This window comes from Leptodesmis sp. (assembly GCF_052746595.1).
Genome location: NZ_JBRAGO010000017.1, coordinates 27,706 through 54,161, shown reverse-complemented (window position 1 = coordinate 54,161; position 26,456 = coordinate 27,706). Strand labels below are relative to the sequence as shown.

The window sequence follows — 26,456 nt, the reverse complement described above, 5'->3', positions numbered from 1 at the left end:
AGATAAGTGGCGTGGGGCAGGAATGCTCAAGAGCGATCTTGGGAAGCCCGCACCGCATGCGTAGCATCGGTGTCGGGAGGATGTCACTAAAACAAGGCCAGCTGACTATTTTTGTAGTTTAGACTCGTTCTATGGTCAAGCAGCAGAACATTTTCGAGATGGAGCTTGCAGAAAACAGCCCCTATTATAAGGGAAGGTTAATCGCGTAATCTGCCAGTAATATGGATGAACGACGGTTTAAGAGCACCTGGAACCATGCAAGTATTTGTACTGCTGTTTAATGTTGGGACGGAAAATGAGGGGCTGCATACGTTGCAGATTGGCGATCGCAATCTGGTGCTGATGTTTGAAGAGGAGGACGATGCCACTCGCTATGCCCTCCTGCTAGAAGCTCAAGACTTCCCGACTCCTTCTGTAGAGTCTCTAGATCAGGAGGAAATTGAGGAGTTCTGCAAGGGGGCAGGCTATGAGTATCAGCTTGTTCCTAAAGGGTTTATTCCCCAATCGGATGCAGAACGGCTGTTGCTGGCCCCTCCTGAAACCAACGTGCCCCAAACGGACTGGGAACTGACCGCTGACCAACCGAAAGAAAGGTCAATGGCGAATGATGAGTTAGACAAAATCCGGCGCAGGTTGGAAGGATTGTTATAAAAGGTGGATCGCAGATTGTGACTAAGGGACAATGGATAGTGGGGCAAGAACGGGGACATTTGCTGACGGAGCAGGCCAATCCCAATAGCCAGAACTTAGATCAACTGAGTCCTTTGGAGTTGGTAGATCTGTTTAATCAGGAAGATGCCAGGGTGTTAGAGGCGATCGCAGGTGCCCGTCTGGAATTAGCCGCCGCCATCACCCGGACAGCATCCGCTTTGCGCCAGGGAGGACGGCTATTTTATGTGGGAACGGGAACCAGTGGCCGCCTGGGAGTGCTGGATGCCGCCGAATGTCCACCCACCTTCTGCACGGATCCCGAACTGGTGCAGGGGATTATTGCTGGAGGAGCTGGAGCACTGATTCGTAGCTCAGAAGATTTGGAAGATCGAGCTGAGGATGGATCTGCCGCGATCGCTCATCGCCATATCACTGAACTGGATGTAGTAGTTGGCATTACAGCAGGCGGCACGACTCCTTATGTGCAGGGCGCGTTACAGGCGGCCCGCCAACGAGGAGCGACGACCATCTTTATGGCCTGTGTGCCAGCGGAGCAGGTGAGCGCTCACGTAGACATCGACATCCGATTACTGGTGGGGCCAGAAATTCTAGCGGGATCGACCCGGCTGAAAGCAGGCACTGCAACGAAGTTAGCCCTGAATATTCTCTCAACTGGCGTGATGGTGCAGTTGGGGAAGGTTTACGGCAACCGGATGGTGGATGTCGCGGTGACTAATACCAAACTCCACGATCGCGCTTTGCGAATTATCTGTGACCTCACAAATTTGAGTCGAGAAGAAGCCGGATATCTCCTGGAACGCAGTGGACGCAGGGTAAAACTGGCTCTGTTGATGCACTGGACAGATCTGGATCAGGAGCAGAGCGATCGACTTTTAGCGCAGCATCAGGGCAATTTACGAGAGGCCATCAATGCTTTAAAGAATAAATAAAGGTAATTTGCCCCTCAGCTACGCTACTAGGTCTGCAGGCTCGACAGGCTCCAAGCTTTAAGCCGGCGTTTCTGCATTCTCCTCAGCCGGAGTTTCTACAGAGGTCTCTGCGCTCTCTTCGGCACTCTCTTCGGGTTCCGGTGGAGCCTCTGGTTCGGGTTGGGGCTTCACGGGTTTTGGCCCGCGCATTAAAGCTGGATTGATGGGGGGCTTAGGTGCTTCCTGTCGCGACCCTCGTTTGCCTTTGCCCTTGCCTCCCTTACGACGATCAGAACGGGTATCACTACGCTCAGACGGCTGAGCGCTAACATTCTCACCTGCTGCAGCGGCTTTGGCTAACCGCTCAGACTTTTTGATAGGACGTTCTACCATTTGTTAAATTCTGTGAACTATCTGTATCCTACCCCTTCTGGAGTTCCCCTGACAGTCTAAATTCATGGCTTTAATTGTCCCTGGGCATTGAAGGCATTGAGCAGCGATCGCTCATCCATAGCGCTATTGATCTGATGCTGAAGGACGATCGCTGATTGGATCTTTCTGACTGTCCCGATTCAAGAGATCTTCCAGGTTAGTTTCGGGGGGTTCTAGGCGATGAATTCGAATCTGATCCAGTCTTGGCCCTTCTGCTGCCGTCACCATAAACTCATAGCCACCGTAATGCATCACTTCGCCAGGTTGGGGAATCCGTTGTAGACGAAACAGAACAAAGCCTCCCAGAGTCTGGTACTCATCGGTGAGGGGCAAATCCAGGTGCAGTACCTCATTCACTTCTTCCAGATCCACCTGCGCCTGCACCAAAAAGGTCTGATCATCCAGAATGCGAATTGTTGGCTCTTCCGGGTTGTCAGGTTCAACGGAATCACCCAGGATTTCAGCAACTACATCTTCAATCGTGACCAAACCCGCCGTGCCCCCAAATTCATCCACGACCAGAACCATCGGTTGTCCCGATCGCTGCATCAAGGCTAATAGTTCACTTAAGGGTGTATATTCAGGCACAAAGTGTGCTGGCCGGATCCAAGGCTCAATCGATTGATCGAGCCATTGAGCATTTTGGGACAGGGGTTCTGCCAGTTCCTTGAAGTGGATCAGGCCACGAATATCATCCAAAGACTCACCCATTACCGGATAGCGAGAATGGCCTGATGCCGCCACTTCCTGTAATAAGGTTCTGAGGGTGGCATCACTGGGGATAGCGACAATACTGGTGCGAGGAATCATCACTTCCCCTGTGATCACCTCTCCAAATTCAAAAACATTCTGGAGTAACTGCCGTTCTTCCGCTTCCAGCCCCGTCGATTCGCTGGAAGTGGTAATAATTAACTGGAGTTCCTCCGGAGTCACCTGGTTATACCATCCCTGCCCAGTATATTGAATGCCAACTAAGCGAAGTAGCAGCCGGGTAGATTGGTTGAGAATCCAGATAAAGGGGTTGAAGATGCGGGCGATCGCCAGACTGGGGGCCCCCAGAAAGCGGGCCAGTTCTTCGGAATACAACAATGCCACCGACTTGGGGCACAGTTCTCCCAGAACGATTTGCAGGTAGGCAATCACTAGAAAGGTTAGGGGAAGGGCCAGGGAATGGGAGACGGCCTGATTTAGGGCAGACGGTAAGGGTAAGTGGGTCAGCCAGTAAGCCATTAATCCGGCCATGGCGGTTTCACTGATCCATCCCAAAGCCAGGCTGGAAAGGGTAATTCCCAATTGGGTAGTGGAGAGCAACCGATCAATACTACGCTGCAAATCCTGTACTGTTTTAGCCTGAACGTCTCCCGCTCCCACCAGTTGATTAATGCGCGATCGCCGGACTGAGACAATGGAAAACTCAGCCGTAACGAAAAATGCATTGATCGCAATCAGCAAAAAAACGGACAGTAACCGCCCCGCAACCTCTGGCCACGGGTATTCAGTCGCGAGTTGATTTACCAGGTCTTGATTCACAGCCGAAGCAACCAATATAGACGCAGAGATCGCCGTCGATTGCACACCCTTCCCCTGTGCTCCGCTATCAAAAAGGGCATATCCATTCTCTACCGAGTAATTGGAATATTTGCCATTTGAATTTGCACCTGCTGGTCTGGGTAATCAGCCAGAGACAACGATAGTTTGGTTGCCTTATCCACCGAGGTTGCTGGAATCCGAATTGTGCCGGAATAGGTCTGGCTGGAAGGCGGTAATTCAGACGGCAATCCTTCAGTGTTGGTACTTAAGGTGCGGCCCTGGTCATCCTTGATTTCCAGAAAGCTGTAGAGAAACTTAATTGAATCGTTGCTGCTGTTTTGTAAAGAGACAGATAGGGCCAAGAACTCGCCCTGAAATTGCACTGAGTTGACTGTCAAGATAATTCCATCACTTTCACTGGAGATGGGAAATTTAGCCGCCTGTTCTTCTTTCACAGGGGCTGGGGTTGGTTTAGCAGCATTAGTGCCCCCGGCTCCACCGGACATCCGTTCTTTAACACTGGCAATAATTTTGTCTTCTTGCAAAAGAACCAGGTCATCCCGACGAGAACCATTCCCACTCTGTTTAGTCAGATTATTTGTAGGGCGGGTGTCCGGTTGGGTAATTCCCTTGAGTGCTTCTCGGCCTATCTTCATTCCGGCTACGGCACTCATGATTCCGGCCCCCAGCATTGCTGCCAGAAGAATGAGAGTCAGCCCAATTGTTGAATTCCACTTCATGAGTTATTACCTAACCGCGATCGCTCGCCACGAACTACGCTACCAGAAATTACCCTCTAATTTCACGGAAGCGGGGACAGCTTTCGTCCCAGATGAAATAGAGTAGTTGCAATTTTAGACAGGATCTGTGCAATTCGACAGAAACGTTTCAAAAAGTTTTGAGTTTTAAGTTAACAAAACTTTCCATGCGCCTCGTGCCAGAGGTCAGTTTCCCAACTGAAAAACCGAGATCCCAACAGGAATCCCGGCTCTCGGAGAATCAGTTTCCAGGGAATTTTATGCAATTTGCAGGAAGAGCGCTTACAATGAGGGCTAGCCAGGGTTGGCCGAGCGGTTTAGGCAGCGAACTCATAATTCGCCTCAGGCAGGTTCGACCCCTGCACCCTGGATTTTTTCTGGCGCTGCATTAGCCACCCTAGCGACTGAAGTCGCGGCTATAGAGAGGAAACCTGCCGACGCAGGTTACTGAAAACTTCGATTGTGTTGAGTCTGCGTCGGCAGATTGGGTGAGTGTAGTCGCGGTTTTAACCGCCAGATACTTTTCAAACTTAATTGACTTACCAATCGCTTTTTTTACCACAAAGCGGGAACTGGGCCTGCAGGTTTGGCTGGAGGAGTTTGAGGTAAGGGACGCGCCATTGGAGGTGGGGCCGCCAAAGGAGGTTCTACGGCTTGAACTGGAATGGCAACAGCGGGGCGAGGTAGGGTTCGCAAGGAGGCGGGGAAGGGGGAGGGCAGATCCAAGGTGCGAACAATGGGACCTGCATTTAGCTGCCGATACATGGTTGCTTGGTAGACCTGATAAACCTCCTTAGCATCCCTTGCCGCTGAGTTTTCTGGAAAGCCAGGAGTACCAAAGATTGTTTTAAGCTGCCCAGGGATATTTGCACTCCCAAAAAAGTCGCGACCGTGGGAAAAGCATGCTTCGGTAAATTCGTTATAAACTTGCCCAAACGGCACTCCACCCACTGTCGGAAAATCGGTGTATTGACTCCCCGCTGTAACGACCACTTGGGCGATCGCACCAGAACTCAGAACAGTCGATAAAGATAGTGCAGTCAATCCGGCGATCGCGCATGGGCAGGCGATACTGATGAAACGACTCCCAAATTTCATGAGACCACTCCTCAAATTTGCAGTCAGTAATTACCAATGTTCATGCTCAAGATCGGGATTGAATATGCCCCATCTCAATGCTTAACCTTCAGTAAAATTGTACTCAGACTATTTCAAATTGAACCCATAAATTTTTAGGCATTTTGTGTAGAAATAGTTGCAAATGAATAAGCAGGGACTCATGAAGGCAGAAGGAGGGGAAGATAATGGAATGACGAAATCATGAGATTCATCACTCATCTACTCGTCATCCCGTCATCTCATCATTGCCTCCTCATCCCTGACGCAGTTTTTCCAGCACGCCGCGATCTTCCAGGGTTGAAGTATCACCGGAAACTTCTTCACCGGCAGCCAGCGATCGCAACAGACGACGCATGATTTTGCCGGAGCGAGTTTTGGGCAGGGCATCGGCAAAGCGGATTTCACCGGGACGGGCGATTGCTCCGATTTCTGCCACGACGTGCTTCTTCAAGTTTTCCTTGAGTTCATTACTGGGTTCAAAGTCCCCTTCCAGGGTGACAAAAGCAACAATCTCCTGTCCCTTGACCTCATCGGGCTTGCCAACTACAGCCGCTTCTGCGACGGCTGGATGCGACACCAGCGCCGACTCAATTTCCATCGTTCCCAAACGGTGTCCTGCCACGTTGATCACATCATCCACTCGGCCCATTACCCAGTAATAGCCATCCTCATCGCGACGGGCACCATCTCCAGCAAAGTAAACGTACTGCCCATCTTTGGGAGGAATATGTTCCCAATAGGTGCGGCGGAATCGTTCTGGGTCGCCATAAACGGTTCGCATCATTCCTGGCCAGGGGTAGCGAACAACCAGATAGCCACCCTCATTGGGTTTAACCGGATCGCCTTCTAGATCTACCACATCAGCCAGAATGCCAGGGAAAGGCAGCGTGGCGGAGCCTGGCTTGGTGGGAATGGCTCCAGGGAGGGGAGTGATCATAATGCCGCCGGTTTCCGTTTGCCACCAGGTATCGACGATCGGACAGCGCTCTCCGCCAATAATCCGGTAGTACCACATCCAGGCTTCTGGGTTAATCGGTTCGCCTACAGTCCCCAGCAGTCGCAGGGAAGAAAGATCCCGCGCCTTAGGTAAATGTTCGCCCATCTTGATAAAGGAACGAATCGCGGTCGGAGCGGTATAGAAAACTGTCACGCCGTATTTCTCGATTACATCCCAGAAGCAACCGGGATTAGACGATCGGGGTGCTCCTTCATACATTAACGTGGTGGCTCCATTAGACAGAGGGCCGTAGACAATGTAGCTGTGTCCAGTAATCCAGCCGACATCAGCCGTACACCAATAGACATCAGTGTCCTGCAGATCAAAGATCCACTGAGTCGTCATGTGAGTATAGAGATTGTAGCCCCCTGTGGTATGCACCACGCCTTTCGGTTTACCCGTGCTACCGGAGGTATAGAGGATAAACAACATATCCTCACTGTCCATCGGTTCAGCAGGGCAATCGGCAGACACGCCAGCTTGCAAATCCTGCCACCAGTGGTCGCGGCCCGGTTCCATGTGTACATGCTGACCGGTGCGCTTCACCACGAGAACATTCTTCGCGCTGGGAACGCTATTATTGGCAAGTGCTTTATCCACCTGATCTTTCAGGGGAACAGCTGCATCCTTACGCCATCCTCCATCGGCAGTTACCACCGCCTTTGCCTCGGCATCTACCAGGCGATCGCGCAATGCCTCAGCACTGAAGCCGCCAAAAACCACCGAGTGGGGCGCACCAATCCGGGCACAGGCCAGCATCGCGATCGCCGCTTCGGGAATCATCGGCATATAGATGCCTACCCGATCGCCCTTAGTTATACCCAATTGCTTAAGAACATTTGCAAATTGGCAGACTTCCCGATGCAACTGAGCGTAAGTGAGCGTGCGAGAATCTCCCGGTTCCCCTTCCCAAATCAGTGCCGCCTTATTCTTGCGCCAGGTGGCCAGGTGGCGATCAAGGCAATTGTAAGAAATATTAATTTTGCCGTTCACGAACCATTTGGCGAAGGGCGGTTGCCAGTCCAAGACCGTGTCCCATTTCTGGAACCAGTGCAACTCTTGCTCGGCCAACTCAGCCCAAAACGTTTCTGGGTTCGCTTTTGCCTTTTCGTAGAGTTGCTGATATTCTGCCAGACTTTTGATGCGGGCAGCCTGAGAGAATTCGGCAGGCGGATTAAATAAACGATTTTCTTGAAGAATAGATTCAATTGTAGGCTGCGGCATAGCGTTCTAAACCCAAAATCTAAACATCCCCAAAGGGTGATTTCAAAACCATACAACGATTTGGGAAAGAAGATAGAAGGGAAGGAGAGTCAGGGAGAAGCTATCCCTATGCAAAATTCTCAGTGATTCACAACGAAGGTGTATTTTCCTGAGAAATTACAGTATTTTTTAGATTTTTTAACTAAACCCGGTTTAGCTAGAGAACGGTCGTTTTCCGATCAGAGAAACTACAGTTCTGGACTTGGATAAGATTTATTTCTTTAGCGAGTCTAAGGGTTGTAATGAATTGTGTATTTTCTTTGTATCTGGTTTATGGTGAAATTGCTGATTCAACTTTTGGAGGAGATGATACTGATGGTTCAGTTTTTTTAGATCTTGCCGGAGTTCCTGAATGGTATTGAAGGAGAGAAATAGCAAGATCAGCATGAAGGGAGAACTGAGCAGCAGTACTTTAGGAACAGCATGAGTGACTCCGTGAATCAGGGCATACCAGAGGGGGCGTTGGGGATTGGAATGTCAGGAAGGGATTGCATGGGGGAAGAACAATACTACGCAAATAACTACCGCGATCTTAGTTCACAAACCGGAAACCGCTGATTTATCGCAACATACTGATTTATCGCAACATATTGGATCTCTTGTGGCAACGGCTAAGAACGGCCTGAGCGAAGAATATTGTTGCTGAAGCGATCGCGGAATGAATGGCTACTATAATGCTGCACCCGTTTTAAGGATGCCCGCTCTGCCAGCAAATCATGATACAGTTCCATCACTTTTTGAATGTTGCTGCTTAAGGTGTAGCGTTCTTCCACTCGTTGACGTGCATTTCTCCCCAATGCCTTCGTCCAGCCCACATGGTCGCGCAATTGGGGAAGCAAAGTTTTCAATTGAGTGGCAACACTCTGAGTCTTTAAAATCACACCTGCTTCCGCTTCTAACACCTCTCCATCGGCACCAGCATCCGTAGCAACACAGGCCACCCCACAAGCCATAGCCTCTAGTAGGGAGAGAGACAAACCTTCGACCAGAGATGGCAGAACAAAAACATCAGTTCCCCGCAAAATTTCAATGCGTCGCTGCTCATCGGCAATAAACCCCATCCAGACAATTCCCTGTTCCGAACCGTAGAAGGGCATGAGGGAGGCCGCTAATGGCCCATGATTACCTACGATCACAAGTTTAGAGCGGGAACCCATACGGGCCTGCTTCCAGGCTTTCAGCAGGGATTCCACGTTTTTTTCGGGAGAAATTCTACCCTGATAGAGAAAAATTCGATCGGCCTCTAGCTCAGTTTTCAAGCTAGAAGGGCCAGGAGAATATTTCTCAATATCAACGCCATTGGGAATTACGACCACCCGTTCTGCAGGCACCCCCAACTTGGCGAGAATGGAACGCTGCAGGCGAGAGAAGATAATCACGCGATCGTACTGAGCCAACCAGGGTGCATAGAGTTGGTAAGCCAAGTGCTGGGTGCCAGAAGAGATGTTCCGCAGCTTGCGATCAAAGGCAGGATGAAAAGTTGCGACCAAGGGCAATCCTAAATCCTGGCAAATTTCCGGTAGAGCAAAGTCGAGAGGGGAGAGGGTCAGGGAAGCGTGAACAATATCCGGTTGCAGTTCCTCCAGTGCCTGCGTTAACACTTTTTTCGAGCGCAGGGTGGGGATAGTGTAAACATTTTGCAACTGGTAGAGAAAGGGAATAGAGATTTCGTGATCGTCTGCTGGCCAATTGTCTGGCGGAGGTTCATCCTGAGCAAAGTGAAAAAAACTGACCTGATGCCCAAATTCTCGCAGAGCGTGAGTTACTTCCCGACTGTAAGTAACATTGCCGCAGAAAGGTGATTTTTTTCCAAGCCAAGCAATATGCATTCAGATGAGCCGTGTAGTAGACAGAGACAAGTCAAGCGATACTCAGATTAAAAGAAATTTAAGTTCATCGCGCTACTGGGTATGGCGTGAATCTACAGAGTATTGCCTAAGAGCATACGATAAAACTTTACCCTTGCAGACATTAGTTAATCAAAACAGTGAAGGTAGCTAACTTCCTGGTGCTGGCGATCGAGCCGGAATAGTGGTGGAACGATCGGTATCCATAAGAGTCAGGTTGAGGAACAAAGATATGCAGCAGCAAGGAAAACTCGTCTGCTTTTGCGGCAAGATGGCGGCGGGAAAATCAACCCTTGCCAGGGAAATAGCACGATAAGAGGATGCCGTTTTGGTAGAGCAAGACGACTGGCTAAGTAAGTTGTTTCCGGATGAAATTGTGGACATCTCTAGCTTCGTCAAATATTCATCCAGTCTGAGAGAGGCTCTGACAACACACATCTGCTTTCTGCTCTCAAAGGGACTAACCATTGTGCTTGACTTTCCCGTTAACACAAGAACCCAGCGCGCCTGGTTTCGGGAGCTAATTGAATGGACAAACGTCGCTCACGAGTTACACTACATCGATGCTATAGACGAGGTATGCAAGCGCCAGTTACGAGAGCGGAGTGAGAATCTTGCTGAAGGCTCACCTTTTACCAGTAATGCCGAGTTTGAGGCTATTACCAAGTACTTTCAGGCACCATCAGACGATGAAAACTCTAATGTTATTCGTCATCAGCGCACTTAAGATAATTTATGACAGTAGAAAATAAGGAAGGAGAGATAAGTCTATTGTTCCCTCGTACTTAAATTATTGAATGTCAATGCTGCACAAAACTGACATCTATATCAAGCGATTTAGCAATCACTACACCTAAACGGGTTTACCTCGCCGTGCCATATACCAGGTCAGGACGCCACCTGCAACCATGAGTGCGGCCAATCCTAAAAAGACAGCTCGAATCCCAAACAAGGTTTCAGCGACTCCAGCCAGAGCCAGGGGTAAACTGAGGGCAATATTGATGGCGTTATTTTGCAGGCCGAACACCTTACCCCGCATCTCCTCCGGTGTTTCTTCCTGAATTGTGGTCTGCATCGGCACCCCAACGATCGCCGCAAACGCTCCCAACCCCGTAATCAACAGCAGCGCAGGCCACAAATGTGCAGAGAACAATGACAGGCCTAGCAACGCAGCCGCCATCCCCAGAGATCCATAGAGACTGAGACGATAATGGGGGAAGCGCTGGCCAAATTGGCCCACAAATGTCGCACCGATCGCCATACCCACACCGCCTGCAGCCAGCAAGAAGCCAAATTGGGAGGCTTTGATTTCGGGAATCACTTCTGCCAGTCGCACCGAGAGCACCGCCAGGGCCGCAAAAACGGAAAATAGGAGCACCAGCTGGATCATGGCGCTGCGCACCCGATGCTGTTGCCCCAGATAGCGAATACCATCTCGAATATCGGCAAATACGTGGGGTTGTTCAATCGCCCCTGCCCCATTGGAAACTCCATTGGCTGAGAAGCGATTCTTTTCAGAAATCTTCAGTAATATCAGGATCAACCCGGCAATGCCGTAACCGCCCCCTACAACCAATTCTTTGCCCAGTCCTACCGCTTTCCAGCCCAGATTCGCGGTGATTATATCAGCGATCGCCAGCAGGGGTTCTCCCACCGCAAACCCAATAATGACCGAGGCCATCATCGTGGTGGTATACAGGGAATTGGCAGAAAGCAAATGTCGCCGATCGACTATCAGGGGAATAGCCGACTGTTCAGCAGGGGCGAAAAACTGGGTTAGAGTCGAAACCAGGAAGGTGACCCCCAACAAGATACCAAAGCCGATCGGTAAGCCTGCTACAGGCCCCCATCCCTTTGTCAGCCAGAACAGAAAGGGAAGGGACAGGACTAAACCTCCCCGCAGTAAATTGGTGGCGACCAGAATGGCTTTTTTCGGCCAGCGATCAACATAAGCTCCGGCAATCGAACCAAACAACACGGCTGGAATGGTGAAGGCAATCATGATGGAGGATACCCAGCCACTGATGGTCTGATCTTCGGATTGAAACCGAGTGGCGATCAGGGCAATCATCAATACCAGATAAACCTTGTCTGCCAGTTGGGAGAAAACCTGCCCACTCCAGAGGGTGAGAAAATTGCGATTTTTTAAGACTGGTAAAAAACCCTGTTCTAATTGCAAGTCAGTATTGCCATTCTCCAGGTCTGAGCTACTGAAACCATTCACCTGATCCGCTTCGGTACCAACTAAGAAAGCGGGCCGTTGAGATGCCAGATCCTGATTTGAAAAATCAGTGACGACTTCAAAATCGTCCTCTTCGGAGCGAAACATGGGCAGCTTGTTCTCCTTATCCTCACCATCAAAACTGTCCTGAGCCAGTACTGGTTTTTCGAGCAAGGGTGATTTTAAATCAGTTATTTGATCTGCTGCGGATTGTAACAAAGTTTGTGGAGTGTTGGAATCCGCATGGGGAGTGGCTGAAGTAGAGGCACGATCGCTCAATTCACGGCCTGCATCTGCGGCATCACAGGACAGCATCAACAGGGATTCTAAATCAGGTTTTGGCAATTGCATCATGGCTCAGGCGACTGGGAAGAGATGGACGAATTCAAAAAGCAGGCATCCATCAAGGCAGCCGAGCGAATGGGTCGATCAAAATGATACTGTGCATACTGGCGCAAGAGTCGTTCAAGGGAAAACCAAAGTTCATTAAAGGTGGCCAGTTGGGCAAAGTCCAACGTGGATGGTTCGGTTTCAGTCGGGTTGGATGGTAACGCCTGAATCAGAGTTTGCAGCAGGGTTAATTCGATCGCTCCCAGTTCCCGGTTCAAATGAGGCGATCGTGAACTGTATGACAATGAACGCCAGGATTTAGACTCAGCGACCACCGAACTGCTGGCACCAGATTTGCTGGGATGAGCAGGTGGATCAGGGTGGGAACGCAATCGAGCCGGCACAGGTTTAGGGATCTCGCGTAATTGTTGCAGGGCTGCCAACGTTACCACTCCACCTGCGGCCACACTGAACCCGGAACGCCAATTGGGATCGGTCAGATCGGGTTGCAGCAGTTCTCCTGTCAGGCAGCAGCGATCGACCTGGGGCATCACTCCGCCCAGGCTCAGGAGTTGCACGAAGCCATACAGAAAGCAGGGCAGAACCTCTCCGGCAGCGGCCTGTTGCAGTTGCTGCAACTGTTGATTTAAGGCAACAAACAATTCTTCTTGGGGTTGGTCACTGAGTGCCTGACATAAACAAAGTTCTGCCAGGTATTGGCTAACCGTCAGTTTCTGTAAATTCTTGCCCAACTTCGGGTAGGATTCCAGCGTTTCTGCCTGAGTCACTTTATCCAGCGATCGCCCTTTCACAATCAGCAAATCATTCACCACAAACAGCCCACTCCGCCCCGCCAGACTGGAGTTATGTTTGCGTGATCCCATCGCGATCGCCTGAATCAGCCCATGCTCCCGCGTCAGAATCGTCAGCAGGCGATCGGCCTCACCAAACGGTATACTTTTGAGATTAATTCCAGTGGCGCGGTAAGTACGGCTCATCAAAAATAGCTATGAACTATAAGTTTAAGTTATAAGTTAACCAGATTAAGGAGGTAAAGCCAGGGCAGTTTGCCTTTTAAATCTCCTTCACTTCCATTGTTTCTCGCTGCCGCACCAGTTCTGGCCCACGGGAGGTGCCAATGCGGGTAGCCCCAGCAATGATTAACTCTAAAGCTTGTTCTGCAGTACGGATTCCTCCGGAAGCTTTAATGCCCACCCGGTCTTGAGTCAGTTCTTTAAGTAAACGGACATCTTCTACCGTCGCACCGCTATATAACCCTGTACTGGTTTTTAGAAAGGCGGCTCCGGCATCCATACACAGTTCAGCAGCTAACTTTTTCTCATCCGGAGTTAATAGCGCCATTTCCAGAATGGCTTTAATGGTTTGCCCGGTTTCTTCTCGAATTTCAGCAATTTCTCGATGCACTTCGTTAGTTTTGCCTGCTTTCAGCCAGCCAATGTTAATTACAACATCCAGTTCGGTGGCCCCATTTTCTACCGCATCCTCCGCTTCGTAAAGTTTCACCGCAGAGGTCGTGGCTCCATAGGGAAAGCCAATCACGGTACAGACTCTGGGCGATTTATTGTGCAATAAATTAGCAGCCAGTCGCACATAGGTAGGATGAACACAAACGGCGGCAAAGTTGAAGCGATCGGCTTCTGCACACCAGCGCTCTACTTGTTCGGGAGTGGCCGTGGGCACCAACAGCGCATGGTCAATAAAGGGAGCAAGGTCTATGTCCGGATGGGATGTGATCGCCATATTCTTTCACCCATATTCACCCTTACTTAGGGTAGCAAGGTACTTTTCTAACCATCTAAGAAAAATTATGAACGGATCTTGCCGGAATAATAAAATATGAGAATGAGGGATTCTAGAGTTGCGATTTTGGCTGGGCGACTGTGCTGGTTCTGGCTTTTTACAGGTGTTTCAAGCTTCGTCTCTGGTGTAATCGGGAATGAATACCGATGATGAAAGGAGGAAGCAAGTACCAGCCCTTACAAACCTTTTTGCAGGGAAGCGATCGCACCCAAGTAACCCTGACTTTTGATGAAATTGAGGCTGTCATGGGAATTCCCCTACCCGCTTCTGCCCGCACCCAGCGAGCCTGGTGGAGTAACCGTAGTAAAGGAGCTTTACAGGCGATAGCCTGGATGGGAGCAGGGTATCTGGTTAAAGAACTAGATTTAGCTAGGGAACAAGTGACTTTTCATAAGCCTCCCGAAGTCTACAAGGTTCAGCGGGTGGATGATGTAGTGCAATGGAATGGTGAATTGATCCGTGCCTTGCGACTGCACATGGGTCTGACCCAGTCTGCAATGGCTAAGGAATTAGGAGTTCGGCAACAGACGGTGAGCGAGTGGGAGAAGGGGGTGTATGTTCCCACTAAGGCCAGTGCCAAATATTTAACCTTAGTGGCGGAGAAAGCCAACTTTAAGTATGAGGAGAGTTAGTAGTACTCGTGGACAATCGAGGAACAGAAACAGTTTGTGCAGGCATACTAGCGGGGTCAGAAATAACTAGCCAAGTGCCGAAATCCCGCAAGGGAGTAACCAGAAAAGCCAAATCGTGAGGTTTGGAATCCCCATCCGCCGATGCGGTGGGGAGGATGTCAATAACAATATTTGCCGTCCTTGGGAGTGGTCTGATCTGCTCCCTTCCGTAAGGTTCCTAATAATGTGGAGACAATTACGCAGCGTTTGGTTCTTCCCCCTTGTTTTCCAGATAGAGTAATGCGTCCCAGTTGTCCATTGACCCGCCCCAACGGGCTAAATTCAATTCGCCAAACGTTATCAGTCTTTTGCAGCGTAGTTTCGGGATCTAAGCGAACATTGGGATCCAGACTATGCCACTGAGCCTCAGAGGGAGTGCTTCCATCAGGATGGATCGCCCACTGCACCACCTGATTGACTTGACGGAAATCTGCCTGCCAGGCTAAATGCTGCTGTTTGGCACTTGTCTGAGCGGTTCGCATAGCCAGAAAAACCTGTTCCTGAGCCGTATTCAGACGATAAATGTTGAGAAAGACGTTCCAACTTGTTGCAGCGATCGTAAACAGAATTCCGGTGATAACAATAACGATGACAATTTCCAGCAAGGTAAATCCCTGCGATCGAGTGAGTTTGTGTAGCGTTCCCCAAAACCCACGGCGATCAATGGCTTTCTTCACTGTGCAGGCACCCTGAATTTCAAAGACTGATGCCTTTTAAGGTGCCCTGGAAGAAATGAAAACTACCAAGTAAATTCTCCTGTTAGATCTCTTCCAGGACGGGAACCCTACAAAAAATAATCTCGTCAGGAACCTACCCTACTCATGTCTAGCGTTGGATTGAATAAATGGATTGTTAGTGGACATTTAGCAGCAGATGCAGAAATTAAGACCGTTGACCTAAAGAGCGGTGAAAAGGCCAAGGTTGCAAAAGCCACAATTTATGTACGTAAACCCCGCAATCGAGAAGATGCATTTACTGTGGCGCTCACCATTTGGGAAGGATCCAACGCGTGGCGCAGACTTCCTTATCTGAAAAAAGGTTCTTTGATCATCTGTACGGGATCCCTGGATGCGAATCCCTACATCTCCAGCAGCGATAATTTACCCAAGGCGGGTCTAGCGATGACAGTTCTAGATATTGATCTGGATAACGTCCGGTATCCGGAGGAGGAAGAGGAAGAGATTGCTGGCGATCGCGGAGAAACCACTCCTGAACCCAAGATTCCCGCTCCCCCAATCCCATCTACACCCAATTCACCCAAGGCAGGAGATAAAAAATCCAGTCCTTCAGGAGTCGATATCAAATCTCAGAAACAAGCGTCTCCTGCAGCACCAAAGCAAGAATCCAAAGCTTCCATTAAACCTTAGAGAGCGTTTGAAAAGTATCTGGCGGTTAAAACTGCCACTACACTCACCCAGTCTGCCGACGCAGACTCCATATAATCGAAGTTTTCAGTAACCTGCGTTGGCAGGTTTCCTCCCTATAGCCGCGACTTCAGTCGCCAGGGTGATTATTCAAATATCCGGTTTTCCAGTAAGTCAATCTAAACTAGGAAGAACCGGGTATTTTTCATTTTTGGGTATTTTTTATTTTTAAAGAGAACCTCGATTGCCTACAAAAAGATGTGATGAGACAGGTCATTGATTTCTCAAAATATTTCTCAGAATAAATCACGTTTCATCTATCACCTATTGCCACTCATCTACTTATCTTTTCAGTTTCCTTTAACAGAAACTCGATGGGCCTCTGATAATCCATTCAGTTTCTGAATTAGTGTTAAGAGCGAGGATTGTGAATGGAGATTCACCCAACGGCTGTCATTGAGCCTGGGGCCGAATTGGGCAAAGAGGCCAAGATTGGAGCCTTTGCATATATTGAGAGCAAGGTCAAGATTGGAGATGGGTGCGTCATTAGCCCCCATGTCACAATTTTGAACTATACGACGCTAGGCGATCGCTGTCGGGTTCATGCCGGAGCCGTACTGGGGGATTTGCCGCAGGATCTGGCCTATCGGGAAGCAGAAAGTTATGTTCGGATTGGAGATGATTGTGTGATTCGGGAAAATGTCACCATTCACCGGGGGACGCAGGCCGGAAGTGTGACCGAAGTTGGCAATGGCTGTCTGCTGATGGCCCAAAGTCATCTGGCCCATAATGTCAAACTGGGCAATCAAGTGATTGTGGCGAACGGGGCACTGCTGGCTGGGTACGTGGAAGTGGGCGATCGGGCATTCATCAGCGGCAATTGTCTGGTGCATCAGTTTACGCGGGTGGGCCGACTGGCGATGATGTCTGGGGCTTCTGCTGTGCAAAAAGATGTGCTGCCCTTTTGCATCACTCGTAGTGTCAGTCCTAACACGATCATGGGCTTGAATGTGGTGGGACTGAGACGGGCTGGATTTACCGCCAGCGATCGCCGGATGCTCAAACAAGCGTTGCTGGTGCTGTATACCTCTGGCCTCAATGTTTCCCAGGCTACCGATAAACTGGAACGGGAATTTGACTCAGAACTGGTGCAGGAACTGTGTCAATTCATCCGCGAGTCTAAACGTGGCATCTGTAAGTTCTTCAAGCGTTCCGGGGGAGGAGAAGGGAATGGAGACATGGAGTAAGCCAAACTCCACCCGGATGGAGCAGGTGCAAACTCCCGTGATTCCGATCGTAGGAGAACTCATTCGGCAACATCCAGGCACCATTTCGCTGGGGCAGGGAGTTGTCTCCTATGGGCCGCCGCCAGAAGCGATCGCTCAGATTAGCGCATTTCTCAACCGTCCCAACAACCACAAATACCAATCTGTCCAGGGTATTCCACCCCTACTGGCGGCGATCGCGACCAAACTGCAAACGGAAAACGGGATCACGATCGGTGATCAGCAGCAGGTTGTGGTCACCGCAGGCAGCAATATGGGCTTTTTGAATGCGGTGCTGGCGATTACCAATCCCAGTGACGAGATCATTCTGCAAACGCCCTATTACTTCAATCATGAAATGGCGATTCAAATTGCCGGATGTCATGCTATTTGCGTTCCCACAGATGAAAACTACCAGCTTCAAATTGAGGCTATTCAACAGGCGATTACCGAACGCACACGGGCGATCGTCACTATTTCACCGAATAACCCAACCGGCGTCGTTTACCCGGAAGCGGTATTGCGGCAGGTGAATCAGCTTTGCCGCACCTATGGCCTGTATCACATTCATGATGCCGCTTATGAGTATTTCACCTACAACGATGTGGCAGCCTTTACTCCGGGTAGCATTGCCGGAAGCGCGGACTATACGATTTCCCTGTTCAGCCTCTCGAAAGCTTATGGATTTGCCAGTTGGCGGATTGGCTACATGGTCATCCCAGAGTCGCTGCTGCTATCAATCATGAAGATTCAGGATACGAACGTCATCTGTCCTGCTGTGATTTCCCAATACGCGGCTCTGGGAGCTTTGCAGGTGGGCAGGAAGTACTGTCAGGAACGGTTAGGAGCGATCGCGGAAGTCCGCCAACTGATGCTGCAAGAACTGCAAACCATTCCAGACCTGTGTACCATTCCTCCCACCGATGGCGCGTTCTACTTCCTCCTCCGTATCCACACGTCTCTTGAAGCCATGGATCTGGTTCAACAACTCATCCAGCACTATCGCGTAGCCGCTCTCCCCGGAACCACCTTTGGCCTTCAGAACGGCTGCTATCTGCGAGTGGCCTATGCCGCTCTGGAACGAGACACAGCACAGGAGGGAATTGGGCGGCTGGTGAGAGGATTAAAGGAGATCATAGGGAGAGGGTAACTAGGTGGATGGGTAAAAGTGGCTAAGGTCTTATGAGTGAAATTCACAATCCTGAGCTTTACAAAAATGATTCACCTCTCTAGGATTGTGGCATCTTGGATAGCATTCATCCTGTCAGGGTAAATTCCATGTCAAACTCTTCTCCTCCTGGGCAACGTCCCCCCCGTTTCGGAGATGATGAGCCGATCGCGCTACTGGTCGCCTTTCTTGCGTTTGGTGCGATTTTCTTCTGGGCCTTGACTCAGGGGCGACAGGGATTTGATGTCTCAAGCTGGCTGAATCAACCCGGTGAAACTGCTACCAAACTCTTCCCATTCCTCCAAACGTCTCCCTCTCCAACTCCCATAGTCACACTTTCCCCACCAACCGTACAAGCCAGTCCTACCGTCAGTCCTACTGTGCAGGTCAGCCCAACGGTAGAATCCAGTCCAACAGCTAGCCCCACTCCCACCATCAGTCCTGAAGTTTCGTTGGTAACGCCTACTCCTACGCTCACCCCCACTCCTGTTCCTACTCAAACGGTCGTACCAGCACCTCCACCGCAGGCTGCGATCGCCTTTCCGGATGTTCCCAATACCTACTGGGCCTATCCCTTTATTGCTGCACTCTCCGCCCGTGGCATTATCGGCGGCTTTCCAGACGGTAACTTCAAACCAAACGAACCTGTGACACGGGGACAATTTGCAATTCAACTCCAGAAAGCCTTTACCAAACCGGATCAGCGCCCCCCGAAGCAATTTCCCGACGTGCCAGCGAATTATGGGCCAGCCGTCGATCAAGCGGTTAAGAGCAACTTCATGACAGGCTACCCTGATGGTACCTTCCGACCTGGGCAGCAGGTTTCACGAGTGGAAGCAGTCAGTGCAATGGTAAAAGGGTTGGGCACCCAGATTCCAGCCAATCCAGAAGCTGTTTTGCAGGCTTACCCAGACAATGCAGAGGTGCCAGCTTGGGCTAGAGGCAGTATGGCAGCTGCAATCCGGGCTGGTTTACTTCCCGGAGATCCAAACAGTCAATTGCTGAACCCAAATCAAGCTGCCACCCGTGCTGATGTTGCCGCCTTGGTTTATAAGGGCATGGAAGCGACGGGCCAGATTCCCAAGGGGCCGTGAGGGATGGAGTCGGTTACGGGGACGTGCTCTGGCGGTGGATAGCCATCACCGACTAGTCGTGCGGTTGGGCATTATTCCAGAAACGATTTTGCTTGGGCCTGCTCACGCAATCTTTCAGGCATTATTACCGGCAGACTGGACAGTCCAGCAGGTTTACGATCGTCATGAAGTCATGATGTTGCATGGGTAAAAGTGCTGCTATTATCGCAATCCAGAGTGCAATCGCTATCCTTTGCTAAATGAATGTCCTTCGGGAAAGACAGAACGCAATCGTAAAAGTAGCCGTTGCGCTTGATGCTCTGCCCGAACAGGGCAGGCTCCTTTCGCACGATACAATGGAATTCAACTAAGCCACGTCCAGCTCAAGAACTGGAGATTTTCCTCAGAAAAACTACAGGTCTGGACGTGGCAGCGGTTTAGTTCCAGCCATAATCCATCGCTCAAGCAGCAACGGGAGATCACATACGAATGGGCAGAGTAGTCGGCATAGATTTGGGAACCACCAATTCGGTCGTCGCAGTCATGGAAGGCGGCAAGCCCGTCGTGATTGCGAACGCCGAGGGCATGCGGACTACCCCTTCCGTCGTGGGTTTCAGTAAAGAGGGAGAACGGTTAGTGGGGCAACTGGCCCGTCGTCAGGCCGTTCTGGATCCGCAAAACACCTTTTTTGGCGTGAAACGGTTTATTGGCCGCAAGTATTCCGAATTATCGCCAGAATCAAAACGAGTTCCTTACACAATTCGTAAGGACGAGAACGGCAACGTCAAGATCAAGTGTCCGCGATTGCAGCGAGAATTTGCGCCCGAAGAAATATCAGCCATGATCCTAAAAAAGCTGGTGGATGAGGCTAGCCGATATCTGGGAGAACCCGTGACCGGCGCTGTAATCACTGTTCCAGCTTATTTCAACGATTCCCAACGACAGGCCACCCGGGACGCAGGACGGATTGCCGGATTAGAAGTCAAGCGGATTCTGAACGAACCCACCGCCGCGTCGCTAGCTTATGGCCTGGAACGGCGGGACAACCAAACCATTCTCGTCTTTGACTTGGGGGGTGGCACCTTTGATGTGTCGATCCTAGATGTAGGCGATGGTGTGTTTGAGGTCAAAGCGACTTCTGGGGATACCCAACTGGGCGGTAACGATTTTGATAAGAAAATTGTGAATTGGTTGGCCGAGAAGTTTTTAGAAACCGAAGGGGTGGACTTGCGGCGCGATCGCCAGGCCCTGCAACGTCTTACAGAAGCGGCAGAAAAAGCCAAGATTGAACTGTCTGGAGTTAGCGTGACCGACATCAACCTGCCCTTTATCACCGCCACGCCAGACGGCCCCAAGCATATTGAAACGCGCCTCACCCGTTCCCAGTTTGAAGACCTGTGTGCCGATTTATTTGCCCGTCTGCGTGGCCCCGTGAAGCAAGCCATGCGCGATGCTGGCCTCAGTCCTTCCCAAATTGATGAAGTGGTGTTGGTGGGCGGCTCCACTCGCATTCCGGCAGTGCAGCAACTAGTGCGTAGTTTTATTGATCGCGAACCCAACCAGAATGTGAACCCCGACGAAGTTGTAGCTGTGGGAGCCGCAATTCAGGCAGGCATTTTAGGGGGTGAAGTCAAAGACATCCTGTTGCTGGACGTTACGCCCCTTTCCCTGGGACTGGAAACGATCGGCGGCTTAATGAAAAAGCTGATCCCCCGCAATACCACTATTCCTGTCCGGCGTTCGGATGTTTTCTCCACCGGGGAAGATAACCAGACGATGGTAGAGATTCACGTCCTGCAAGGCGAGCGGGAAATGGCAGCAGGCAATAAATCCCTGGGACGGTTCAAGCTGACGGGCATTCCTCCGGCTCCCAGAGGCATTCCCCAGGTGCAGGTCGCCTTTGATATTGATGCCAACGGTATCCTGCAGGTGACAGCGATGGATCGCACCACGGGCCGGGAGCAGAGCATCACCATTCAGGGCGCTTCTACCCTCAGTGATGAGGAAGTGAAGCGGATGATTCAGGATGCGGAAGAATTTGCCGCCAGCGATCGCCTGAAGAAAGAAAAAGTTCAAAAGCGAAACGATGCGGAATCCCTGATCTTGAAGGCAGAGCGGCAACTGCGAGAGGCTACCCTCGACTTTGGCATGCAGTTTGTCAGCAGCTACCGCAACCGCATTGAAGGTGCCTCTCAACGGCTGCGGGATGCACTGAAACAAAACGACGATCGCAACATTGATCGCTTTCAAGCCGATCTGCAGGATGCTCTGTACGATCTGACCCGCGAAGTCTATCAACGCAACAAACAGGAGGAAGAGGAAGACAGCCTGTTGGGAGCCATCAAGAGCTTCTTTACCGATGACGACGATGACTACTATGAATACGATGATCGCTCCTCCTCCTACGGACGTCAGGGGTACGGCAGCGATCGCTATGGCAGCAGTAGTTACAGCAACGATCGCTATAGCAGTAGCAGCTATGGCAGTAACAGAAGCAGCGGTGGGTACGGGAGCAGCAGTTATGGTAACGATCGCTATGGCAACAACCGCTATACCAATTCCGGCAGTTCTGCCCCCCGTAACAACAATCTTCCTTCCCGGTACGACGAGCGCGCTGATCGCGACCTTTGGGATGACGAGTACAGCCCACGGGAGAGCAAACGGGAACCTAATCGAGAACGAAACACGCCCAGTCGCTATGGTAATCAGGACTACAGCAAACCTGCCCGCCCGAACGATCGCTATGGCACCAGCAGCCGCAAATCCGATGCTTATGATGACTGGGGAGATGACGAGGCTTACAGCAAACGAACTCGTCGAGAACAGCCTGCCACTGAGCGCGATCGCCCTGTTGCCACCCCGCGTCCGCCTGCTAGAGAGCCTCGCAGTTCACAGCCCGATCGCTATGAGCCACCCCGCAGCGATCGCAAACCCACCCCTCCTCGCAACGCCCGCCCCAACCTGTACCAGGACAACTGGGATGATGAGGATGACTGGCTTTAGAGAAGAGTGAATAGTGGATGGGGGATAGTGAATGGTATCTCCTAACCCCCGTTCCCTGATCCCCACTCCCTAATCCCCAATCCCCCTCCTACCGTTCACGTCCATGCAAAATTTTCGGAACTATTACGACATATTAGAAGTTTCCAGAGAGGCGACTCCTGAGGAGATTAAGAAGGCTTTTCGGCGGTTAGCCCGTCAATTTCATCCTGACTTAAATCCCAACGACAAAGCCGCAGAAGAGCGGTTCAAAAGCATCAACGAGGCTTATGAAGTCCTCTCGGATGCCAGCAAACGCGCTCAGTACGATCGCTATGGGCAGTTCTGGAAACAGCGGGGATTTCAGAGAGCCGCAGGTGCCGCAGCCAAAGTTTGGGATCGGATGAGCGATCGTGGGGTAGATGACTTCAATTTCAGTGAATTCAGTGACTTCAACAGTTTTGTAGATCAACTTTTAAATCGTCGGGAGGCAACAGCCAGCAGTACTACAACCAATAAGGAACCTTACCGTCCCGGTACCAGCAAAAAGGCTTATACAGTCTCCCGTCCCAGTAATCGTCGCGATGCGGAAGCTCGGCTGACAGTCCCCCTGGAAAAAGCTTACCTGGGTGGACGAGAGCGAATTCGCCTGGAGGATGGCCGATCGCTGGAAGTCAATATGCCTTCTTGCATGGTGACAGGACAACGGATCCGGCTGAAGGGGCAGGGAGTTGCTGGGGGGGATTTGTATTTAAAGATCGAGGTTGCCCCCCATCCTTACTTCAAGCTAGAGGGGAATGATATTGTTTGTCAGCTTCCCATTACGCCCAGTGAAGCAGTGTTGGGAGAACAGGTACAGGTACCAACCCTGGATGGATTAGTGAAAGTTTCGATTCCACCGGGAGTCCGTTCTGGGCAGCGGCTCCGGTTAGCGAACAAGGGCTATCCATCGGGCGAGGGCGATCGCGGCGATCAAATTGTGGAAATTCAGATTGTGGTTCCCAAGGAACTAAGTGAGCAGGAGCGGGAACTGTACGAGAAACTGCGCCAGTTAGAAACCTTTAATCCCCGTGCAGATTTGCCAATCTAAGCAGATTCAGCTTTTTAATTGCATCAGGTGGATGAGGGAAATTGCGGCAAAGCCGATACACTAAGAGACAAAACTAAACCAGGTCCAGCTAGGGTACAGTCGTTTTCCGATCAGGGAAACTACGATTCTGGACTTGAACAAGGTTTAATTCGTGATTGGGTTCAAATATAGCTGATATGGCCAATGGGCAGGGGTAGAAGCCGTTCACATCCCCGCTCCTGGATTCTCTGGGTTATTTGTTCAAGGTGCATTTACCATGACTACTCCTCCCTGGAACGCTCAGCAGGCCGTCCCACCCATGCTGCGAGGACAGCGAATGTTGGCCGCGATCGCCTTTACGGATGGAGTGGGGTTCAGTACCCGCATGGCCGCAGATGAGGAAAACATTCTGAAGCTGATTCAGCGGGACTTGCAAACCATGATGGAACTGTGTCAGCAGTTTGAGGGCCAGGTGCTGAAAACGACTGGGGATGGTTTGCTGATGGCCTTTACCAGTGCGGTGCAGGCAGTGGAGTGTGCCGTAGCGATTCAACGAGCGATCGCAGACATGGCGGCCCAGCTTCCTCCGCAAGACACCCTGGCTCACTGGATTGGCATTCACCTGGGCGATGTCTTTTTCAGCGAAAACGATGTCATGGGGAATGGGGTCAATATTGCCGCCCGCTTGCGGACGAAGTCTGAACCCGGTGGGATTTGCATTTCCCAGATGGTCTACGACCTGGTGAAAAATCAACTCGACCTGAAAGCGACCTATCTTGGCCCCCAGCAACTCAAGAATATTCAGGAACCTGTTCCGGCTTATCAGATTCTGGTTGCTCCTGCCCCGGAAACACCAACCGCTCCTGCTGGGCCTGTCAGGGAACGGGTGGAACCGGAGCTGACTTCTCCTTATCAGGGACTGAAAAAATTTGAGCCAGAGGATAAGGATCGATTTTTTGGGCGCGATCAACTGGTGGCCAGCTTAGTAACTGAGCTAGAGCGCGGCCAGATGATTTTATTGCTGGGAGCCTCTGGAAGTGGCAAATCCTCAGTGGTGAGGGCGGGTGTCATTCCCCAGTTAGCAGCAAAGTGGGGCAGTGGCTTTGTGCCTCTGATGTTTACCCCAGATGAGGATCCCTTTGAGTCGTTGTATGCCAGTTTGCTCAGTAAGTACAAGCAATCTGAGGTGAAGTCGGTGCGGCGAGGCAAGGCAGATACTCTGGTGCAATTGGTCAAGACATTGAAGCGACCCAACGAACACTGGCTGATTTTTGTTGACCAGTTTGAGGAAGTATTTACTCTGGCGACGGCAGAACGGCGCAATCAGTTTATCGATGGTCTGGTGCAATTGCTGCGTCTGCCCGATCGCACCGTCATGGTCATACTTACCATGCGAGCCGATTTTCTGGATCATTTCAGCCCCTATCCCAATCTGGGCAAACTCACGCAGCGGCAGATTCGCCTGATGACGGATATGCAGCGGGATGAACTGTGGTTGGCCATTAAACAGCCTGCAGTCCGTCAGGGGGTGATGTTTGAAGAAGGGCTGATTGCCGAGATTTTAAAGGATGTGCAGGGACAGGCAGGATATTTGCCATTGTTGCAATATACATTAGATTTATTGTGGGAGAGCGAACGGCACAATGGCAATTTTCAGGATCGGATTTTGCACACTCGCACTTACCGGGAATTGGGTGGCGTGCGGGGCGCGTTGCAAAAACGGGTGGATCAAATCTATGAGTCGCTGCCAGAATCGAAGCAGGCGGCGGTGAAGCAAATTTTTCTGCAGCTGGTGAGCATTGAGAGTACTCAGGAAGCAGGCACGATCGCCAAAGCAGTCAGCCGTCGGGCCTATCGAGCGGAATTTACGGGTGATCTGGTCAACAGTACGCTGGATGAATTGATCAATCAGAATTTGCTGGTTAGTAACGATGCCAATCGCCTGCAACCGACGGTAAAAGTCGCCCATGAAGCACTGCCAGGCTCCTGGCAGTCATTCAAGGACTGGATTGCGGATGCCCATCAGGTGATTGCAATTAAACACCGACTGGCCGAAGATATGGCTCACTGGCAAGAGTTGCAACGTACGGATGGGGAGCGTGCGGATGAAGAGTTATGGAGTGGATCCAAGCTGGAACAGGCTCTGGAAGTGCGCCGAGAGAAAATCTTTGATGGTGCGCTGGGTGGTTTGAGTGCAGAGGAAAACCACTTTATTGATGCCAGTGTGGGACGACGCGATCGCCAGCGGCGCAAAACGTTGTTCAGCTTTACCAGCTTTTCTGCTGTAGCCCTGGGATTGGCAGTTGCGGCGGGCTGGCAATCCTGGCGGGCGGAAACCCAACGGAGACAGGCGATCGTCGGTCATATTGAGACCCTCAGCCTGTCCTCGGATTCCCTGTTTAAATCCAATCAAGAATTGGATGCCTTGATGGAATCGCTGAAGGCAGTACAAAAGCTGGCAACGGCTTCCTGGGTAGATGATACCACCGTAATCAGGCTCAATTGGCGCTCCAACAGGTTGTTTACGGCACTCGAGAACGCAATCATTTAGAAGGCCATACGCAAGCGGTTTACAGTGTCGTCTTCAGTCCAGATGGTCAGATGTTGGCTTCGACCAGTGAGGATAGCACGATCCGCCTGTGGGATAAGGATGGCCGATCGCTGCACGTCCTCAAAGGTAATGGGGAGCCAGTTTACGCTGTAGCGTTCAGCCTGGATGGCAAAACGCTTGCCTCTGGCAGTGAAGATAAAACCATCAAACTTTGGAAAACCAAAACCTTCCCCTTTCATACCCTGGTAGAACGGGGCTGTCACTGGCTGCAACCTTATCTGAATACCAGTCCGAAGTTGCGAGATAGCGATCGTCAACTGTGTCGGGCAATCAACCCCTAATACCAAGTCCGCTTTCAGTAGGCCCTGAAGTACAAATAATTAAATTCCTGTAGAATTCGCTGAAATCTGCTGCCTTG

24 protein-coding genes and 1 tRNA gene are annotated in these 26,456 nt (G+C 50.9%); 14 read left to right on the top strand and 11 right to left on the bottom strand.

Annotated features, from left to right (window positions below; genetic code table 11):
- Positions 1–255 precede the first annotated feature (255 nt).
- The gene (locus ACUVQO_RS05835) at positions 256–651 is read left to right on the top strand and encodes a DUF3110 domain-containing protein (protein WP_445924949.1); all 396 of its coding nucleotides are present in this window, start codon (positions 256–258) and stop codon (positions 649–651) included.
- A 17-nt stretch (positions 652–668) separates the two neighbouring features.
- Positions 669–1,601, top strand: a complete 933-nt coding sequence (murQ, locus tag ACUVQO_RS05830; protein ID WP_445924948.1) for an N-acetylmuramic acid 6-phosphate etherase — start codon at positions 669–671, stop codon at positions 1,599–1,601.
- Between the two features lie 57 nt (positions 1,602–1,658).
- On the opposite strand, the gene ACUVQO_RS05825 is transcribed toward murQ, so the two are convergent.
- From ACUVQO_RS05825 to ACUVQO_RS05815, 3 genes are all read right to left on the bottom strand, one after another.
- Positions 1,659–1,973, bottom strand: coding sequence for a hypothetical protein (locus ACUVQO_RS05825; RefSeq protein WP_445924947.1), 315 nt, complete (start codon positions 1,971–1,973; stop codon positions 1,659–1,661).
- Between the two features lie 123 nt (positions 1,974–2,096).
- Positions 2,097–3,587: a hemolysin family protein gene (locus ACUVQO_RS05820; RefSeq protein ID WP_445924946.1), complete on the bottom strand. Its 1,491-nt coding sequence runs from the start codon at positions 3,585–3,587 to the stop codon at positions 2,097–2,099.
- 44 nt (positions 3,588–3,631) lie between these two features.
- Complete coding sequence (locus ACUVQO_RS05815) at positions 3,632–4,282, bottom strand: hypothetical protein (protein ID WP_445924945.1); 651 nt, start codon at positions 4,280–4,282, stop codon at positions 3,632–3,634.
- A 316-nt stretch (positions 4,283–4,598) separates the two neighbouring features.
- Here ACUVQO_RS05815 and ACUVQO_RS05810 point away from each other — a divergent pair.
- Positions 4,599–4,671: transfer RNA gene (locus ACUVQO_RS05810), tRNA-Ile, on the top strand.
- Between the two features lie 184 nt (positions 4,672–4,855).
- Here ACUVQO_RS05810 and ACUVQO_RS05805 read toward each other — a convergent pair.
- The 4 genes from ACUVQO_RS05805 to ACUVQO_RS05790 all read right to left on the bottom strand — a co-directional run bounded on the left by ACUVQO_RS05805 (position 4,856) and on the right by ACUVQO_RS05790 (position 9,964).
- Positions 4,856–5,398 carry a hypothetical protein gene (locus tag ACUVQO_RS05805; RefSeq protein WP_445924944.1) on the bottom strand — a complete coding sequence of 181 codons (543 nt, stop codon included), beginning with the start codon at positions 5,396–5,398 and terminating at the stop codon, positions 4,856–4,858.
- 274 nt (positions 5,399–5,672) lie between these two features.
- Positions 5,673–7,640 carry an acetate--CoA ligase gene (gene acs / locus ACUVQO_RS05800; RefSeq protein WP_445924943.1) on the bottom strand — a complete coding sequence of 656 codons (1,968 nt, stop codon included), beginning with the start codon at positions 7,638–7,640 and terminating at the stop codon, positions 5,673–5,675.
- 650 nt (positions 7,641–8,290) lie between these two features.
- Positions 8,291–9,508 carry a glycosyltransferase family 4 protein gene (locus ACUVQO_RS05795; protein ID WP_445924942.1) on the bottom strand — a complete coding sequence of 406 codons (1,218 nt, stop codon included), beginning with the start codon at positions 9,506–9,508 and terminating at the stop codon, positions 8,291–8,293.
- Positions 9,509–9,676: 168 nt separating this feature from the next.
- Positions 9,677–9,964, bottom strand: coding sequence for a hypothetical protein (locus ACUVQO_RS05790; protein WP_445924952.1), 288 nt, complete (start codon positions 9,962–9,964; stop codon positions 9,677–9,679).
- Here ACUVQO_RS05790 and ACUVQO_RS05785 point away from each other — a divergent pair.
- Positions 9,903–10,253: an AAA family ATPase gene (locus ACUVQO_RS05785; RefSeq protein ID WP_445924951.1), complete on the top strand. Its 351-nt coding sequence runs from the start codon at positions 9,903–9,905 to the stop codon at positions 10,251–10,253. The two genes, ACUVQO_RS05790 and ACUVQO_RS05785, sit on opposite strands and share 62 nt — an antisense overlap.
- A gap of 126 nt (positions 10,254–10,379) precedes the next feature.
- On the opposite strand, the gene ACUVQO_RS05780 is transcribed toward ACUVQO_RS05785, so the two are convergent.
- From ACUVQO_RS05780 to deoC, 3 genes are all read right to left on the bottom strand, one after another.
- Positions 10,380–12,101: an MFS transporter gene (locus tag ACUVQO_RS05780; RefSeq protein WP_445924941.1), complete on the bottom strand. Its 1,722-nt coding sequence runs from the start codon at positions 12,099–12,101 to the stop codon at positions 10,380–10,382.
- Entirely contained in the window at positions 12,098–13,075 is a 978-nt protein-coding gene (recO, locus tag ACUVQO_RS05775; protein ID WP_445924940.1) for a DNA repair protein RecO, read from the bottom strand. The genes ACUVQO_RS05780 and recO overlap by 4 nt, the downstream gene beginning before the upstream one ends.
- A gap of 76 nt (positions 13,076–13,151) precedes the next feature.
- Complete coding sequence (gene deoC, locus ACUVQO_RS05770) at positions 13,152–13,838, bottom strand: deoxyribose-phosphate aldolase (RefSeq protein ID WP_445924939.1); 687 nt, start codon at positions 13,836–13,838, stop codon at positions 13,152–13,154.
- Positions 13,839–14,044: 206 nt separating this feature from the next.
- Between deoC and ACUVQO_RS05765 the strand changes: the two genes are divergently transcribed.
- Complete coding sequence (locus tag ACUVQO_RS05765; RefSeq protein ID WP_445924938.1) at positions 14,045–14,530, top strand: helix-turn-helix domain-containing protein; 486 nt, start codon at positions 14,045–14,047, stop codon at positions 14,528–14,530.
- A 158-nt stretch (positions 14,531–14,688) separates the two neighbouring features.
- On the opposite strand, the gene ACUVQO_RS05760 is transcribed toward ACUVQO_RS05765, so the two are convergent.
- The gene (locus ACUVQO_RS05760) at positions 14,689–15,246 is read right to left on the bottom strand and encodes a pilus assembly FimT family protein (protein WP_445924937.1); all 558 of its coding nucleotides are present in this window, start codon (positions 15,244–15,246) and stop codon (positions 14,689–14,691) included.
- A 144-nt stretch (positions 15,247–15,390) separates the two neighbouring features.
- Here ACUVQO_RS05760 and ACUVQO_RS05755 point away from each other — a divergent pair, with 144 nt between their 5' ends.
- The 9 genes from ACUVQO_RS05755 (at position 15,391) to ACUVQO_RS05715 (ending at position 26,379) form a co-directional block, all read left to right on the top strand.
- Positions 15,391–15,936 carry a single-stranded DNA-binding protein gene (locus ACUVQO_RS05755; protein WP_445924936.1) on the top strand — a complete coding sequence of 182 codons (546 nt, stop codon included), beginning with the start codon at positions 15,391–15,393 and terminating at the stop codon, positions 15,934–15,936.
- A gap of 428 nt (positions 15,937–16,364) precedes the next feature.
- Positions 16,365–17,180 (top strand): acyl-ACP--UDP-N-acetylglucosamine O-acyltransferase, encoded by an 816-nt coding sequence (gene lpxA, locus ACUVQO_RS05750; protein ID WP_445924935.1) that lies wholly within the window; start codon positions 16,365–16,367, stop codon positions 17,178–17,180.
- On the top strand, positions 17,164–18,348 hold the full coding sequence (locus ACUVQO_RS05745) for a pyridoxal phosphate-dependent aminotransferase (RefSeq protein ID WP_445924934.1): 1,185 nt from the start codon (positions 17,164–17,166) through the stop codon (positions 18,346–18,348). Before lpxA ends, ACUVQO_RS05745 begins: the two co-directional genes overlap by 17 nt.
- Before the next feature lie 128 nt (positions 18,349–18,476).
- On the top strand, positions 18,477–19,460 hold the full coding sequence (locus tag ACUVQO_RS05740; RefSeq protein ID WP_445924933.1) for an S-layer homology domain-containing protein: 984 nt from the start codon (positions 18,477–18,479) through the stop codon (positions 19,458–19,460).
- A gap of 34 nt (positions 19,461–19,494) precedes the next feature.
- Positions 19,495–19,650, top strand: coding sequence for a hypothetical protein (locus ACUVQO_RS05735; RefSeq protein ID WP_445924932.1), 156 nt, complete (start codon positions 19,495–19,497; stop codon positions 19,648–19,650).
- A gap of 278 nt (positions 19,651–19,928) precedes the next feature.
- Complete coding sequence (gene dnaK, locus ACUVQO_RS05730; RefSeq protein ID WP_445924931.1) at positions 19,929–22,442, top strand: molecular chaperone DnaK; 2,514 nt, start codon at positions 19,929–19,931, stop codon at positions 22,440–22,442.
- A 103-nt stretch (positions 22,443–22,545) separates the two neighbouring features.
- Positions 22,546–23,508 (top strand): DnaJ C-terminal domain-containing protein, encoded by a 963-nt coding sequence (locus tag ACUVQO_RS05725; RefSeq protein ID WP_445924930.1) that lies wholly within the window; start codon positions 22,546–22,548, stop codon positions 23,506–23,508.
- Between the two features lie 256 nt (positions 23,509–23,764).
- A complete protein-coding gene (locus ACUVQO_RS05720; protein WP_445924929.1) occupies positions 23,765–26,038 on the top strand; it encodes an adenylate/guanylate cyclase domain-containing protein in 2,274 nt (757 codons plus the stop codon).
- A complete protein-coding gene (locus tag ACUVQO_RS05715) occupies positions 25,990–26,379 on the top strand; it encodes a WD40 repeat domain-containing protein (protein WP_445924928.1) in 390 nt (129 codons plus the stop codon). Before ACUVQO_RS05720 ends, ACUVQO_RS05715 begins: the two co-directional genes overlap by 49 nt.
- The last annotated feature ends 77 nt before the right edge of the window (positions 26,380–26,456 follow it).

Excerpts from the sequence above, each read along its gene's own strand:
- ACUVQO_RS05835 (WP_445924949.1), top strand. The coding sequence starts at position 256 with ATGCAAGTATTTGTACTGCTGTTTAATGTTGGGACGGAAAATGAGGGG.
- ACUVQO_RS05825 (WP_445924947.1), bottom strand. The coding sequence starts at position 1,973 with ATGGTAGAACGTCCTATCAAAAAGTCTGAGCGGTTAGCCAAAGCCGCT.
- ACUVQO_RS05815 (WP_445924945.1), bottom strand. The coding sequence starts at position 4,282 with ATGAAGTGGAATTCAACAATTGGGCTGACTCTCATTCTTCTGGCAGCA.
- ACUVQO_RS05805 (WP_445924944.1), bottom strand. The coding sequence starts at position 5,398 with ATGAAATTTGGGAGTCGTTTCATCAGTATCGCCTGCCCATGCGCGATC.
- acs (WP_445924943.1), bottom strand. The coding sequence starts at position 7,640 with ATGCCGCAGCCTACAATTGAATCTATTCTTCAAGAAAATCGTTTATTT.
- ACUVQO_RS05795 (WP_445924942.1), bottom strand. The coding sequence starts at position 9,508 with ATGCATATTGCTTGGCTTGGAAAAAAATCACCTTTCTGCGGCAATGTT.
- ACUVQO_RS05790 (WP_445924952.1), bottom strand. The coding sequence starts at position 9,964 with ATGTGTGTTGTCAGAGCCTCTCTCAGACTGGATGAATATTTGACGAAG.
- ACUVQO_RS05780 (WP_445924941.1), bottom strand. The coding sequence starts at position 12,101 with ATGATGCAATTGCCAAAACCTGATTTAGAATCCCTGTTGATGCTGTCC.
- recO (WP_445924940.1), bottom strand. The coding sequence starts at position 13,075 with ATGAGCCGTACTTACCGCGCCACTGGAATTAATCTCAAAAGTATACCG.
- deoC (WP_445924939.1), bottom strand. The coding sequence starts at position 13,838 with ATGGCGATCACATCCCATCCGGACATAGACCTTGCTCCCTTTATTGAC.
- ACUVQO_RS05765 (WP_445924938.1), top strand. The coding sequence starts at position 14,045 with ATGATGAAAGGAGGAAGCAAGTACCAGCCCTTACAAACCTTTTTGCAG.
- ACUVQO_RS05755 (WP_445924936.1), top strand. The coding sequence starts at position 15,391 with ATGTCTAGCGTTGGATTGAATAAATGGATTGTTAGTGGACATTTAGCA.
- lpxA (WP_445924935.1), top strand. The coding sequence starts at position 16,365 with ATGGAGATTCACCCAACGGCTGTCATTGAGCCTGGGGCCGAATTGGGC.
- ACUVQO_RS05745 (WP_445924934.1), top strand. The coding sequence starts at position 17,164 with ATGGAGACATGGAGTAAGCCAAACTCCACCCGGATGGAGCAGGTGCAA.
- ACUVQO_RS05740 (WP_445924933.1), top strand. The coding sequence starts at position 18,477 with ATGTCAAACTCTTCTCCTCCTGGGCAACGTCCCCCCCGTTTCGGAGAT.
- dnaK (WP_445924931.1), top strand. The coding sequence starts at position 19,929 with ATGGGCAGAGTAGTCGGCATAGATTTGGGAACCACCAATTCGGTCGTC.
- ACUVQO_RS05725 (WP_445924930.1), top strand. The coding sequence starts at position 22,546 with ATGCAAAATTTTCGGAACTATTACGACATATTAGAAGTTTCCAGAGAG.
- ACUVQO_RS05720 (WP_445924929.1), top strand. The coding sequence starts at position 23,765 with ATGACTACTCCTCCCTGGAACGCTCAGCAGGCCGTCCCACCCATGCTG.